The following is a 12,996-nucleotide window of genomic DNA, read 5'->3' on the forward strand; positions in this document are numbered from 1 at the left end:
GAAGGAAAGCAATCCAGAGCTATCTGTTATCATCTTATTTAAAAAAGTCTTTCATGTGGCTTTATGAAGCTATATGCTTGTGTAAATTTTCAAGATCGCTGCAATGGAAGAAAGAAAGCCCGAGATAAAAATCATAGGCCCTTTGGGATATGAAGCAATCTTGTAGACAATGGCACTTGAAAGAAATATCATCAATTTCAAGAAGGTAATTATACTTGCATAAGCCAGCAACCACAACCACATATTCGCTAATATGATTATAGGATACGCAAACAGTAAAATTATGACCTCCAGATTAAAAATTTTGAGTGCAAAAAAAGGAATAATAAATGTCGGATTTAAACTATAGCCTATAGCCCTTGTTGCGGCAATTGACAAATGCTCGGTATCCAAAACATAGGATACATTTATTTTGTAATAGCTTCTTAAAGGTTTAATGGTGTAGTAGGCAAGGATATTGGTTATAATAGCAATAAAATAAATAAAAGTTAATTGAGCCCCAGATTCGGGAGAAGCAATAATTGAGCTGAAATAAAGCACTATAGTGGTCAAGGAAACGGATAGCAGTAGATGATTTTCCGACTTTCGGGGTATCTTAAAAAAGTCGATGCCCTTTTTATAATCAAGCCATATCCAAAGGGATTCAGCATAATCTTTCAATCTTCTTTTAAAACTTTGCGAAACAAAAAAGTCCATTGCCGAAATGGTACTGGTAATCAATCCAATGTAGATTATGATCTCAAGTACAAAATCTTTCATTCCTATGGTTGATTTAAAACATAGGGGGAGGTATGTTAAATTTAGTTAAGTTACTTTATAATTACAAGTTCGAACCTACGGATTACTTATTATGGTGTCTCCATGATAAATGAGAATTAAGGATTGTATTCATGGATTGGAGAACTCTATATGTCTTCTCTTTATCGACTGGTTAGCCCCAATACTCTTGAAATTCAAAAAGATGGTCGTCATCCCTTCCGATTTCCTTCCTGTATTGCGGATTATTCTTCAGGTCAAACTCTTCCTTCAAATCAAAATCATAGATCAATAGTCCATTGTTCAAATTATGAATCATGCGGTAATCGGTAATAAACTTATTTTCTGGGCTATCCCATTTACTTCCATATTTTGATTTGTAATTATAGAACAACATAGCCTGCTCCTCGTTGGAAAGTTGCGCCCTTAATGTTCTGAGATAGCTGCGCTTTTCTTCGTAGGAAATAAATTCCTCTGGTTCTTTTGCCACGAACTTTACCGTTTGGTACAAATGCCGATAGTAGTGCCCAAGTTGGCTGCTATGACCATAACCTAGCCAACAATGTGGTAATTTTTTGATTCGGTTTCCGGTGTGGTGTGCTATTCCATTCAATCCGGGTGCGGCACCACCCCTGTTTTTGTGTATCAAATTAATTTGCATGATTCCTTTCCTCGCTTTGTCGTAAGGGTCTTTGGAGCTTTTTTGGGCATACCTCAAATCTTGCACACCAATTCCTTGAAAAAAGTAGCTATAGGCCAAATCGATATGGAATGCTTTGTCCTCCATTGGAAAATAGTGTTTGACAATGGCATATATGGTTTCAACTTCCTTTAGGAACTCCACAAATACTTTTCTTCCATAGACCTCTTTGGATTCTTTGTTAACGGGTCTTACCACATAGGACATTTCATCAATGTTCTCCTTGTGCAATCGCAACATCTCGTAAAATCGTTGCTCAAAGGCAGTTTGCTTGAATTGTTTTTGTTGTTCTCCCAGATCTAATTTAAAGCGGTTCCTTTCCTCAATGATCTGTTCCTCGAAAAGTTCACGCTGCAATTTATTGGCACGTACCTGCATGTAGAATGCCAAAAACGTGGAGATGACCCCTGCCGCTGCTATAAAAGGATTCATAATCCCTCCTAATGTATCGCCTATGGTCCCATACGGTGCCATATCCATTAGGGAATACCTTGTAAGCAGCCAAGGTGCTATAAAGGAAAACACCAAGAGTAGGGCGGCCAGGACCATCAATACCTTTGAAGTCCTGCCCAATTTAAACTCTTTTCCTGCTTTTTGTTCGACGTGGTCTTTCTTTGCGCTCATATCAAGGTTTATGGTCAAAGTTTATGACAAAATGTTGTCCCTTAACGTTAGCTTTCTGGGCCCGTTCCCATTCCTTTTCATCAAAGAACATGAGTTTTACAGCAATCCCTTTACCACTTTCATATAAGGACTTTCGGGTCTGTACCATATTTGCTATCAAATGTGAGGTCCAGCCGGTAAGCAAAATATCCCGCTTGTGATCCAGCGTATGGGTCTCGATACGTGAAGTGTTCTTTTTCTCATCAAATACAAAATTGCTCACGGAATCCCTCAAATCCAATTCAATCAAGTTTTTCTTGGTCTCTGGGTCTTGAAACTCAAAGGTTCGAAAATAAGGAATGGCCTTGAACCCATGCTTATAGCTGTTCAATTCTGTTCGGTTGGCCACTTCCTTGGCCAACACGCGAAGGGACCGGTATATGACATCCGTGCATTTTTTGAGGTCCTGCTCAACTCTTTCTTGTTCTACACCCGCATAGAACAGCTGTTGAATCAAGGGCTTACTCCTTAGCTTGCCATTCAACTTATAGTAAAAATTCTTTTTGAGGTTCTCGTCCAATCGATTGGGTTCTTCTTTGGCAAATTTTCTGATTTCCGCGTTGTAATGTTTCTTTTCCGCTAATCTTTGCAGTATTTTCTTGTCATTTAATGACCCATCCTCCTCAGGCAATAGGGCGAAAATGAACTCAAAAAGTGTTTCGACCGCCAATAGAAAGGTAAAACGGATATCCATCTTGATGGTCCGGTCATAATCCATACGGTTTAAATCGATAATGCCTTTATAGGTCGCTTCAAAAGTCTTGTCGTCCATTTCCAATAAATGACGGTTGGCTTCCTGCTTGTAGTCGAAATGGTTCAATTGGAAATAATTGTAGAAATACTCTGAACTCAACATGGAAAATGGTTTTAACCAGAAAATTACCAATAATCCTCCATATGACCATTGGGTCTCCATACGTATAATTGTGATTCATAGTCTGTAAGGTATTTCCCTTTATGCTTTGTGCTGCTTCCATGGGACTGTGAACTTCCCTTGTTTCGTTTTGGGTTTCCTATGTGAGCTCACCGCCCTTCTTTTTTTGTGGGCAAAACAACAACATCCCTTCTTGTGGCCGGCATAAAGCCAGACCCCACTTCGGTGGGGTTTCTTTTTTATACGGCTTGCACAAGCAGGCCTGTTGTTCCTGGTTCAGCATCAAAAAAAAGGTGACAGCGATGGCACTACTGGAAGTAAATCAAAAACCTCATACCATGGAATCGTACACATCCCATTTATCGGAAGCAGCACAAAAGAATCAAAAAAAGGAAGACGCTCCGGATACCATAAGTAAATCAGTTGCCTTCGGCCTTTGTGCTGTGGGTGCTGGGGAGGTGGTTCCGTTCCTCAAAGATGAGTTCAATTATTTTCTAACCGCCCATTTTGGGCATAAATCCTTTCAATCATGAGCAATTTCAGAAATCATGTACAGTTAATCGGAAATGTAGGGGAAGACCCCAAAATCACCCTCCTCGATGGAGATCGTAAAGTGGCCAATTTTCCCATGGCCACCAATGAGTACTACACCAACGCCAAAGGGGAAAAGGTACAGAACACCGACTGGCACCAGGTCGTAGCCTGGGGCAAGACGGCCGATATCCTTGAAAAGTACACCGCTAAGGGCAGTGAGATAGGTGTTCGTGGCAAGATCAAGACCCGTACCTATACCACCGAGGACGGGAACCAACGCTATGTGACCGAGGTCGTGGCCGATGAAGTCCTCTTGATGGGCTCCAAGCCGATCACCGACACGGCCAAAGCCAGCAACGAAAAGCCAAGTAGCTCCAAAAGGACATCCGCCCAAAAGGATGCCTAGCCCCAAAGGGGTGTCCTTCACGGACATCCCTTCTTTTCTCTTTTGTTTAATGATAATACCTCTACTATGGAAACGAACATCCAAAAACTACAAGAACAGCTCAGCCAATTTTGTGGCTCGCAGCAGATCTTCACCCTGCCCCTATGCCGAACACGCTATACCGAGGGCATCCAATTCCTCGCACAGACCGCGAACGCCTTTTGGCTCCTGACAGACGCCTCCGTCATGGGCAAGAGCCTCATGTCCAAAAGCCGATTTATCACCATCGATTTTAAACGCTATTCCAAAGCGGAAGCGGAAACCCATGGTTACGATGCCGTAATCGCCTATAGTGATGGAAACGGAACCGTGTTCACCGAACAGCGGTACCATACCACGGATTTTCCTTTGGAACAGCTCTGCCTCTTTTTTGTGGACAATACCCTCCTATTGCCCTCTGAATATTAAAATGGTCGAGGGGATGCGCCAATAACCCCTAGTACATCCCCTCTATCACTTTTCCAAACCCTTAAATTTTAGAAAAATGACAACGAAAGTTAATGAAATAAAAATAAGTTATCGCGAACATGTGGGCGTTGCCAATAGTCCACAGTTGACCTCATCCCGGGATGTGTCCAAAGTACTGCACAACAATTGGGATTCCAATACCCTTGCGCTCAAAGAATCCTTTAAAATCCTTTTGCTCAATAATTCCAATCGGGTCAAGGGCACCTATCAAGTCTCCGATGGGGGCATTACTGGCACCATTGTAGATCTGCGCATCCTCTTTGCCGTGGTGCTCAAGACCTTGAGCGTGGCCATCATCCTTGCCCATAACCATCCCTCGGGCAACCTTAAACCGAGCCAAACGGATAAGGAGTTGACACAGAAAATCCGTCAAGCTGCCCGCCTCTTTGACATCAAAGTGCTCGACCACCTCATCATCGTGCCCCATGGGAAGTACTTTAGTTTTGCGGACAACGGGCTCCTTTGAGTTGAACACATTTTCTTCAGTCACAGAGAATCGAATCCAGTAAACAAAAAAGCCACCCCTGGGGGTGGCTATACCTTTTAAAGGGGTTTACCTAACCATCAAAACGAGGATATCAGCACCCTTTGGATAAAATCATTGTCGTTGATGAAAGCAAACTTATTTCTGAATTTCTCAACCGAAATCCGCTCGATCATTTTACCAAAGTATTCATTGGCAAATGAATTGGTGATTACGTTGACGCCTTCAAAATCGAAAATGATCCTATCAATTTCGTCAATGTCCAGCATAACATCGTCACGCAGTCTGGCCGCCAAATCCCTAGTGCCAAAACTGGAACCGATTTCTGAAAACCGGATTCTCTTTGTGTTCCGTTCTGTCTTTTACACAGCATAAAGCTACAAAAGCATTGAAAGATATCCAGCCCTCCCAAACAATTGTTGCAAACCCCATAATTCATGGTATCGGTAAATCTTAAAGTTTTGGAATGCTTTCGTTCAATGGCACTTCCAAAATACCTTAAATGGGCGATGATTTTTGTGCTGCGCACAATAAGGAAGAGCAAGAGGGCAACACGGCCAGCCGGTGTTGCATGAATTGATTTTCAAATAACCCGCTGTAAAACAGCGGTTTATTATTGAAAAGGTAATTAAACAAAAGGCTTGGGAGGCCTCAATTTGCGGCAATTGCCCCCGAAACCCCTGTAAACAGGCATGGATTTGCGGCAAATCCAAATCAAAAACTACTATGGGAACTGAAAGTTTTAGCAACATACGCTTCAAAAAGGATACCGCCAGACGGTTCCAGTCCTTCTCGCGCATGTACTACAAGACCCATACCCTGGCCTTGGCCGGGATGCTCGATTTCTTCAAGTACAATGAAATCTCCCCCCACGAAAATCTCGGCAAGCGCATGGGCCTAATCATGGACTTCCTCCAAAAGTTCCGCGACTTTACCGCTAAACGCAACAATGCCACCATCGCCATTATCAAAGACCTCGAAAAGCATGGTATCATGCCCACCAAGGCCATGATGGAACTGCTTTTTGAAGGAGGGCCAACCTCCTCGTCTCAAAAGTCTGGCAATATCCCTAGAGCCGAATTGGTCATTCCCGAGATCCAAGGCATGGACCTTGATACTGAGTTTGCCCTGCTCGAGGAACGCAAACAACGACAGCTTCTGGAACAGGAACTGGCCCAACTCAAAACACAGATACAGGAACAACTCCTGGACCGGGTCAAGATCATCCGCCCGGCACTCGTTGCACCCCGACTCCAATTGGATATGACCCTTTCCGAATGGAAAGCCGTTCAAGAACACTTTAAAATTTAATAGTTATGTATATCACCATCACACGACAACATCTCGGCGAAACCTTTTCCCAAAGCTCAGCAGACTTTGTAGACTATCTGGAGAAGGAAAACAAGGCACTCGCTCCCGAACAGCAGGAACCCTTTTTTAACCAGCAACAAGACCATATCGATCCCAAGACCGTGGTCCAGGAAATCGATGCCAATACGGACCGCCTCAAACAAAACGAACCCAAGTTCTACTCCCTGACCATTAATCCCAGTCAGCGGGAACTGGCCGCCATCCAAAACGACCCCGAAAAGCTCAAGGCCTATGTCCGGGAGGTGATGAAGGATTATGCGGCTTCCTTTTACCGGAAGGAGCCTGTACAAGTGGAGCAGTTAAAATATTTTGCAAAGATTGAAAGAGAACGCACCTATTCCGGACGAGATCGGGAAATCCGGGAAAACCGCCCCTATCGCGCACAGATTGCCAAGCTCCAAAACTACCTGGCCAAGGTCAACCGTGGGGCCCTCCAAGCGAACCCCAAACACATCCAACGGGATATCAACCGGCTCTATAAACAAATGCCCCATAAATTGAATGGAAAACCCATCGAGGAAGGCATGCAAAAACCAGGTTCCCAAACCCATGTGCATATCGTGATGAGCCGGAAGGATGTGACCAACACCTACAGTCTCTCCCCTGGGAGTAGTTATCGGGAATCGGAGGCCAAGCTCCATGGACAAACCGTGAAACGGGGATTCCGAAGGGATGAGTTTTTCGAAAAGGCCGAAAAGACCTTTGACCGGATGTTCAAATACAACCGGAACTATGTGGAGTCCTACAATGCACGGAAGACCTTGGACAAAGACCCCAAGACCTACTTCTCCAAAATCTTGGGACTGCCCGCCTCCAAAAGAGCCGTGGCACTAAAACTATTGTCCAAGACCGGGGCCAAAGTACCGCTGCCCAACATTCCGACCAGTAAGGTGGCCGTGGCCCGAAAGACCTTGGCCCAATTGCAAAAGGCCGCAGCCCTCGCCCGAAAGGCCAGTTCCATTGAAATCTAACCGCTATGTCAATGGAATTCCTTGACCATCTTGAACCCTTTTTTACCAGCCATTGGTGGCTCCTTTTCCTTCCATTGGGATTGGGTATGCTGCTCTTTCAATATGTCCATCGATGGGGTGTGCTGATAGTACTGGGATTGTTTCTGTTGGAAAGTGTCCTGTTTGTCTTCTTCTTAGGTTGGAAAATAATACCCCCATTATTGTTATATGTCCTACTGCCTTCGGTATTCCTTAACATGCTAATTGGATTGGTACTTCATATACAGGAAGAGGAAAATGTCATTCCCCCGAAATACAAAGCTCGGCTACCCCTCCGCAGTGGTACCCTGACCCTTAAAAACATTCGGCGGGGGATTTCCATTATTGGTTCTGCAGGAAGCGGGAAAACGGAATCCGTGGTCTATGCCTTGTTGCAGCATTTTCAGAAACACAGGTTCTGTGGGGTGATTCATGACTACAAACATTTTGAGATTACCGAATTGGCCTATCCGTTGTTCAAAGACCAAGGCATTCCTTTTCATATCGTGTCCTTTGATACCATCCATAAACGGGTCAATCCCATTGCGCCCCGTTACCTGCCCGATGAGGAAAGTGTGAACGAGGTCTCCCGGGTCCTACTGGAAAACCTTCTTGAACAACGGGAATCGGTTGCCCAAGGTTCCTCCAAGTTCTTTAACGATGCCGTCGAGGGATTGTTAGGAGGATTGATCTGGATGCTTCGCACTCATCATCCCAAATACTGTACCTTGCCCCACCTTATCGCAGTATACCAACTATTGGAGCCAGAGCATCTCATCCAATGGCTAAGCCAAGATCTGGTGGCCAAGGCGATGGCCGATGCCTTTATCGCAGGCAGGGCCTCTGAACGGCAGACCGCCGGGGTACTTTCCACACTCGCCAATGCACTGAAAAAGATCAGCACCCAACGCATCTTTATGGCACTCTCCGCGGATGAAGTGGACCTGGATATCAATAACCCAAAAAATCCTTCCGTCCTATCTATCGTCAACCATCCCAAATTTGAAACCGCGTACTCCCCCATCATTGCCACTATCCTCCATACCGTGACCAAACAGATGAGCCTACGTGGGCAACGGCATTCGTTTGTATTGATGGAAGAGGCCCCGACCATTCGCTTGCTCAATATGCACCGTATCCCGGCCACCCTCCGTAGCTATGACATTACCACCGTATATGTGATGCAGGACAAGGCACAGAACGACATGATGTACGGGGACAAGGCCAGTCGCGCCATTCTCTCCAATTTGTCCTATCAGTTCTTTGGGAAGGCGAATGATCCCGATACCGCCTACTATTACGAACGTTTTTTTGAACTGGTCAAAAAGCCCATTCGCAGTGTGAGCAAGAAAGCGGATTTTATGGCGTCCGATACCCGGATTACCAATATCGAACGGGAAGTGGGCAAGGTACGGTCGGAGGAGTTTTTCCGGCTACGGCAAGGGGAGTTTATCGCTTTTTCGGACGGGAAGGACAGGAAGGTACGGTTTCCGGTACCCAAGGTTAAAAGGGAATTGCCTGAGCCTAGATTTGCGTTCAATAGCCCTGAAATAGCTGCAAACTTTCAAAGGATACATTTGGAGGTGAAGAGGTTGTTTCAAAAACAATGAGTCTTTTCGGACTTATTTTGTTGTTAAAACAACTTTGACAAAATTTTCAAATAATATATGGTTTTCTTAACTGACCATTTTATTGAACTTTCATTTAAAATATGAAGAAACACTTGGAAAATTCTGAGCATTACAAATGGGGGACTAATTGTAATGGATGGCATTTATTGAAAAGTAATAGACTGAGTATGATTGAGGAGGTAATGCCCCCAAACACAAATGAGGTAAAGCACTATCATTCAAAGGCCCAGCAATTTTTTTACATTTTGAAAGGTGAAGCGATATTTGAGTTGAAAAATGGATTGGTAAGGGTTGTGGAACGCGAAGGGATTCATATTGAACCCAAAAATGTACATCAAATACGAAATGAAGGAAAAGTGGATTTGGAATTTCTTGTAATTTCAGAGCCTACTTCTCGAGGGGATAGAATAGAGATTGAATAAAGTTCAAATAAAAACCACAAGCAGACATTTTGGAAAAGACTGCAGTGTCTTGGGCGAGATATTGTTGTCCAATTACGAACAGTTCTTGAACCACAACATCCAGACCCACGCAACCATCAACCTTAATGCCCAGGAATTGGAAGAACGGTATGGCAATCGGGTACGCTCACGGACGGGGAGGCTGTTTAATTTGGTGGCTTTTAATAAGGAGTCTGGGGATAAAAAAGTCATTTACTTTACTCTTCCCATACAACACTCAGAACTGAATTGTGAGAACTTGAAATAATACAGTACTCAAAAAAATTGAAATCATTATCATCTTCCCAGTGCTTTAAATCGAACCAGGTAGATTTCCAAATTTGCTGCTTAGCCTGGTGCTTGGCATATATTTTTCCTTTTTCAAAAAATTCCATCGCCACCGAATCTTCGGGTGGTTCAAGTTTTGTTCTATCAATGATGAAATGTGGGTAACCATCTGGCCATTTCCAGTAACTTACAGTTTTGTTATGTGAGTGAAAAAGACAAATTGGGTGGTCTCCCAATTCAAAATATTTAAAAGCTATTGATGTAATACTCGTCTTGAAAAAAACAGCCAAATCCCTTAGTAATTGAGGGGAAAATTTTTTACCCTTTTGTTTTTCATAAAATAGTGTACTTGGCATCAGCAATTCGGAAGCGAATTGGTTAGCCTCATATTCAACACGACCATTTTTTGCCTGTTTTTCCTTATTATTGAACCACGATGTAGTTGCTTCAGTATCGTTATGAATATCAATACCTTTATGAAGCACAAAATGTCCAATTTCGTGGGCTAATGTGAAACGTTTTTTTTGTTCAAATTCAATATCTTGGTTTATTTCAATTATAGTGTGTTTTTTTCCAAATATGATTCGTCCATCAGAGTTTACCAAAGGCTTTTCGATAACGGTTGCTCCAAGACCACTTGCAAACAATTCTAGGGAAAAGTCCAAAAGACTTTCAAAGCCATATTCCTCAAGTAGGTTTTTTGCTGCTGCAGAGCCTTTATTATATCTATGATTCTTCATTGTCCAATTCGTCCATCAGGTCAACCAGATTTTTTCCTTTGATAATTTCTTTTATTTCATCCGGGGTTAACTTATCCAAGTTTCTAAATTGTACAGACATTTGTTTTGTTTCTACTAAACTTATAAGGGTGGCAATAGGCTTCTCTATATTCTTATTGATTGCATCTTGAAATTTTTCAACTATCCTCTCAATCAATGCTTGGTCATTTTCCTGAGTTGCCACTGCGGTTTGGGTAAACTTCAATCGCTTCAAAAAATTGGATATTTCCGTACTTTCCTTGGCGACATCTACACCATCTTCCTCTAAGGACTTTTTTATCAATTCAATATCGGAATTCAAATAAAACTCTGTAATTCCCTTATCAATTTTGTTTTTTAAGTTGCTCATTTTACTTGACTGTTAAGTTTGCCTTTTCTTCTCTCAAGCCTTTTAACGGCATTGTAAACCTCGGTGATATCCACTTCCAAGAAAGCCGAAATCTCGTTCGGTTTGTAGATATTTTCACACCAACATTCAAATATTAGCATCTCCAAGTCAGATGCTCCCGAGTCTTTAAGTAACGTAACATAGTTTTCTTTTAGTTTTTTGTTGTCAACTTCATCAAATGATAGGTCGTCGAAGCCAACTTCCTCTGAGTATACTGGTATATCGAGAATATAGGATTCGTCGTTTTCATCTTCTTCTTCCGGTGGCTTTCGTCTTTTTGCTTTTTCGTGATACGCACTTATTTCGCTTTTTAGAACCCCAAAAAGAAAGTTCTCAAAATCACATTTGTCCTTATCCCAATTCCTTATATCGGTAAGTGCTTTTTGGAAAACGTTGAAAACAAAATCCAACTTTTGTTGCCCTTCGTGATTGTCATTATAATCACCAAGTCTTTGCTTGGCAAAGGCTCTCATTCTTAAAATGAGGTCGTTTAATTGGTCAATGGTATAACTGCTAAATACATCGGCCACCTCTTTGCTCGATTTATCCATATCAATTGATGTTCTACTAAGAATATGCTTGCGGATTTAAAAAATTTTCCATCATGTGGCAAAAAAGTTAAAGAAACAAGCATATTATGATTGAAGGCACAATATAAAAAATATGAGCTATAAAGGTCTTTAAGAAAAAGTCATAAAAAGAGAGCGGAACTCCACAGCTCTGAATGGAGATTGTTTAAACTTAAATTTCATTTTTATGAATAGTATTAATTTCTCTACAGGAGAACTAAGTGTATGTCATAAAGGCAATTGCGTCAATGTACGTGGGGATGTGGCCAAAACCATCGTCTTTGGTATAGCGGCCCTTGTTGTTATTAGTGGCATAGCCTCGATGCTAGAACAAAGTAATTAGGCGAGATGATTATGGTGGTTCCTTTAAGAGAACTACCATAATTATAGAATAATGAAATATTAAAATGACATTATGTCATAATACTAGCAAAAACCATAAATGGTTTAAAAATTGAAAATAATTTTATCAAAAAAATAAATAATGAGCAATAAAAAAATTAAATATTACCCAGTAGGAAATGGTGATACTTCGTTGATTAAACTTGGTAACACTAATATTATTACAGATTGTAAAATTAGGGAGGTTAAAGATGATATTTATGATGTCAAAAAAGACCTTATTCAAGAATTAGACGAAAGAGATGAAAAACCTTATACGGACATCTTTGTATTAACACACCACGACAATGACCATTGCCAAAATTTCGGAATACACTTCCATACCGGAAAGGTGAGTTCATACGTTGATGGTGACGAGAAAATTATTATAGATGAACTATGGGTCAATGAATATATTTTAAGTGATGAAGATATATCAGATGACTCTGACGCAGGAGTAATTAGAAAAGAAGTAAAACGCAGAAGAAATTTGTACAAAAACAATGATAGTTCCAAAGATGAGCGTGGAAATAGATTAGTATTAGTGGGGTATGATGACAATAATAATTTTACAAATGTTCCTCAATATATACCGGGGGATATTGTCTCAGAAGCAAATGGAATTAGTTTTGAAAAGTTTGATTTATTTATTCATGCTCCATTCAAAGCGGATGTTATCGATTGTAATGCCATTGGCGATAGGAATATGTCCAGTATTGTCTACCAAGCTAGATTCTATAAAAGTAACGGAGTCGATTACTCTTGTAGGATTCTGCACGGAGGTGATGCTGACCATTACAGATGGGCTAGAATAAAAGAGAAGTCGGAAAAAAACCAAAATACTGATGCTCTAGAGTGGGATATTTTTCAAACACCGCACCATTGTTCTTGGACTTTTTTCAATGACACACCTTATAAAGATGATGACAAGGGCATCGATAATTCAAAAGCAAAGCAAACTTCTTTGGATATTTTAAACTATAAATTAACTGGAGCAAAAGTTGTTGCTACCTCCAAGTTAGTTGTTGATGACGAAGATAACCCTCCACACTACCCTGCAAGAGATGAATATGTTTCAGTTGTAGGGAAAACTAACTTTGAGAACACACAAAAATTTTATGATGACCATAAAAAACCAATAGTTTTTGAGATTAATGATTATGGCACAACCTTAAAAAGAGCAGCAACAGCAGCAATAGGTGCTGGGGTTAAAAAACCATCTAGAGCAGGTTAAAA

General features: G+C 41.6%; 16 protein-coding genes and 1 pseudogene. 10 read left to right on the forward strand and 7 right to left on the reverse strand.

All coding sequences use genetic code 11. The features are described 5' to 3' along the window. Positions 1–69 precede the first annotated feature (69 nt). The 3 genes from GVT53_RS16905 to GVT53_RS16915 all read right to left on the reverse strand — a co-directional run bounded on the left by GVT53_RS16905 (position 70) and on the right by GVT53_RS16915 (position 2,975). Complete coding sequence (locus GVT53_RS16905) at positions 70–759, reverse strand: hypothetical protein (RefSeq protein WP_166249665.1); 690 nt, start codon at positions 757–759, stop codon at positions 70–72. 172 nt (positions 760–931) lie between these two features. After that, positions 932–2,080 carry a putative phage abortive infection protein gene (locus tag GVT53_RS16910; RefSeq protein WP_166249666.1) on the reverse strand — a complete coding sequence of 383 codons (1,149 nt, stop codon included), beginning with the start codon at positions 2,078–2,080 and terminating at the stop codon, positions 932–934. Between the two features lies 1 nt (position 2,081). Beyond that, positions 2,082–2,975, reverse strand: a complete 894-nt coding sequence (locus GVT53_RS16915; RefSeq protein WP_166249667.1) for a hypothetical protein — start codon at positions 2,973–2,975, stop codon at positions 2,082–2,084. Between the two features lie 356 nt (positions 2,976–3,331). Here GVT53_RS16915 and GVT53_RS16920 point away from each other — a divergent pair, with 356 nt between their 5' ends. The 4 genes from GVT53_RS16920 to GVT53_RS16935 all read left to right on the forward strand — a co-directional run bounded on the left by GVT53_RS16920 (position 3,332) and on the right by GVT53_RS16935 (position 4,906). After that, positions 3,332–3,526, forward strand: coding sequence for a hypothetical protein (locus GVT53_RS16920; protein WP_166249668.1), 195 nt, complete (start codon positions 3,332–3,334; stop codon positions 3,524–3,526). Continuing rightward, on the forward strand, positions 3,523–3,933 hold the full coding sequence (locus GVT53_RS16925; RefSeq protein WP_166249669.1) for a single-stranded DNA-binding protein: 411 nt from the start codon (positions 3,523–3,525) through the stop codon (positions 3,931–3,933). The genes GVT53_RS16920 and GVT53_RS16925 overlap by 4 nt, the downstream gene beginning before the upstream one ends. A 66-nt stretch (positions 3,934–3,999) precedes the next feature. After that, entirely contained in the window at positions 4,000–4,380 is a 381-nt protein-coding gene (locus GVT53_RS16930; RefSeq protein WP_166249670.1) for a DUF6876 family protein, read from the forward strand. Positions 4,381–4,456: 76 nt separating this feature from the next. Beyond that, complete coding sequence (locus tag GVT53_RS16935; RefSeq protein WP_166249671.1) at positions 4,457–4,906, forward strand: JAB domain-containing protein; 450 nt, start codon at positions 4,457–4,459, stop codon at positions 4,904–4,906. A 98-nt stretch (positions 4,907–5,004) separates the two neighbouring features. Here the strand turns inward: GVT53_RS16935 and GVT53_RS16940 are convergent, their stop codons facing one another. Continuing rightward, positions 5,005–5,220 carry an STAS-like domain-containing protein gene (locus GVT53_RS16940; RefSeq protein ID WP_166249672.1) on the reverse strand — a complete coding sequence of 72 codons (216 nt, stop codon included), beginning with the start codon at positions 5,218–5,220 and terminating at the stop codon, positions 5,005–5,007. A 430-nt stretch (positions 5,221–5,650) separates the two neighbouring features. Between GVT53_RS16940 and GVT53_RS16945 the strand changes: the two genes are divergently transcribed. From GVT53_RS16945 to GVT53_RS21100, 5 genes and pseudogenes are all read left to right on the forward strand, one after another. Further along, complete coding sequence (locus GVT53_RS16945) at positions 5,651–6,235, forward strand: BfmA/BtgA family mobilization protein (RefSeq protein ID WP_166249673.1); 585 nt, start codon at positions 5,651–5,653, stop codon at positions 6,233–6,235. Between the two features lie 5 nt (positions 6,236–6,240). Continuing rightward, positions 6,241–7,266 (forward strand): MobB family relaxase, encoded by a 1,026-nt coding sequence (mobB, locus tag GVT53_RS16950; RefSeq protein ID WP_166249674.1) that lies wholly within the window; start codon positions 6,241–6,243, stop codon positions 7,264–7,266. An 11-nt stretch (positions 7,267–7,277) separates the two neighbouring features. After that, a complete protein-coding gene (locus tag GVT53_RS16955; protein ID WP_240905071.1) occupies positions 7,278–8,894 on the forward strand; it encodes a type IV secretory system conjugative DNA transfer family protein in 1,617 nt (538 codons plus the stop codon). A 188-nt stretch (positions 8,895–9,082) separates the two neighbouring features. Further along, positions 9,083–9,337 carry a cupin domain-containing protein gene (locus tag GVT53_RS16960; RefSeq protein ID WP_205791749.1) on the forward strand — a complete coding sequence of 85 codons (255 nt, stop codon included), beginning with the start codon at positions 9,083–9,085 and terminating at the stop codon, positions 9,335–9,337. Positions 9,338–9,344: 7 nt separating this feature from the next. Beyond that, positions 9,345–9,623, forward strand: a pseudogene (locus GVT53_RS21100) (hypothetical protein); the annotation flags it as partial. Here the strand turns inward: GVT53_RS21100 and GVT53_RS16965 are convergent. The 3 genes from GVT53_RS16965 to GVT53_RS16975 are packed head-to-tail and all read right to left on the reverse strand — an operon-like array spanning position 9,574 to position 11,361. Beyond that, on the reverse strand, positions 9,574–10,383 hold the full coding sequence (locus GVT53_RS16965) for an ImmA/IrrE family metallo-endopeptidase (RefSeq protein ID WP_166249676.1): 810 nt from the start codon (positions 10,381–10,383) through the stop codon (positions 9,574–9,576). The pseudogene GVT53_RS21100 and the gene GVT53_RS16965 sit on opposite strands and share 50 nt — an antisense overlap. After that, positions 10,370–10,771 (reverse strand): hypothetical protein, encoded by a 402-nt coding sequence (locus GVT53_RS16970; RefSeq protein ID WP_166249677.1) that lies wholly within the window; start codon positions 10,769–10,771, stop codon positions 10,370–10,372. The genes GVT53_RS16965 and GVT53_RS16970 overlap by 14 nt, the downstream gene beginning before the upstream one ends. Beyond that, positions 10,768–11,361, reverse strand: a complete 594-nt coding sequence (locus GVT53_RS16975; RefSeq protein WP_166249678.1) for a hypothetical protein — start codon at positions 11,359–11,361, stop codon at positions 10,768–10,770. The genes GVT53_RS16970 and GVT53_RS16975 overlap by 4 nt, the downstream gene beginning before the upstream one ends. Positions 11,362–11,863: 502 nt before the next feature. Here GVT53_RS16975 and GVT53_RS16980 point away from each other — a divergent pair. Next, on the forward strand, positions 11,864–12,994 hold the full coding sequence (locus GVT53_RS16980) for a cobyric acid synthase CobQ (protein WP_166249679.1): 1,131 nt from the start codon (positions 11,864–11,866) through the stop codon (positions 12,992–12,994). Positions 12,995–12,996: the final 2 nt, after the last annotated feature.

Origin of the sequence: Flagellimonas oceani (genome assembly GCF_011068285.1) — a bacterium.
Lineage (GTDB): Bacteria > Bacteroidota > Bacteroidia > Flavobacteriales > Flavobacteriaceae > Flagellimonas > Flagellimonas oceani.

Bases quoted from the DNA above. Each gene is read 5' to 3' on its own strand.
- GVT53_RS16925 (WP_166249669.1), top strand. From the start codon at position 3,523: ATGAGCAATTTCAGAAATCATGTACAGTTAATCGGAAATGTAGGGGAA.
- GVT53_RS16910 (WP_166249666.1), bottom strand. From the start codon at position 2,080: ATGAGCGCAAAGAAAGACCACGTCGAACAAAAAGCAGGAAAAGAGTTT.
- GVT53_RS16905 (WP_166249665.1), bottom strand. From the start codon at position 759: ATGAAAGATTTTGTACTTGAGATCATAATCTACATTGGATTGATTACC.
- GVT53_RS16935 (WP_166249671.1), top strand. From the start codon at position 4,457: ATGACAACGAAAGTTAATGAAATAAAAATAAGTTATCGCGAACATGTG.
- GVT53_RS16955 (WP_240905071.1), top strand. From the start codon at position 7,278: ATGGAATTCCTTGACCATCTTGAACCCTTTTTTACCAGCCATTGGTGG.
- GVT53_RS16930 (WP_166249670.1), top strand. From the start codon at position 4,000: ATGGAAACGAACATCCAAAAACTACAAGAACAGCTCAGCCAATTTTGT.
- GVT53_RS16970 (WP_166249677.1), bottom strand. From the start codon at position 10,771: ATGAGCAACTTAAAAAACAAAATTGATAAGGGAATTACAGAGTTTTAT.
- GVT53_RS16960 (WP_205791749.1), top strand. From the start codon at position 9,083: ATGATTGAGGAGGTAATGCCCCCAAACACAAATGAGGTAAAGCACTAT.
- mobB (WP_166249674.1), top strand. From the start codon at position 6,241: ATGTATATCACCATCACACGACAACATCTCGGCGAAACCTTTTCCCAA.
- GVT53_RS16965 (WP_166249676.1), bottom strand. From the start codon at position 10,383: ATGAAGAATCATAGATATAATAAAGGCTCTGCAGCAGCAAAAAACCTA.
- GVT53_RS16975 (WP_166249678.1), bottom strand. From the start codon at position 11,361: ATGGATAAATCGAGCAAAGAGGTGGCCGATGTATTTAGCAGTTATACC.
- GVT53_RS16945 (WP_166249673.1), top strand. From the start codon at position 5,651: ATGGGAACTGAAAGTTTTAGCAACATACGCTTCAAAAAGGATACCGCC.
- GVT53_RS16980 (WP_166249679.1), top strand. From the start codon at position 11,864: ATGAGCAATAAAAAAATTAAATATTACCCAGTAGGAAATGGTGATACT.
- GVT53_RS16920 (WP_166249668.1), top strand. From the start codon at position 3,332: ATGGAATCGTACACATCCCATTTATCGGAAGCAGCACAAAAGAATCAA.
- GVT53_RS16915 (WP_166249667.1), bottom strand. From the start codon at position 2,975: ATGTTGAGTTCAGAGTATTTCTACAATTATTTCCAATTGAACCATTTC.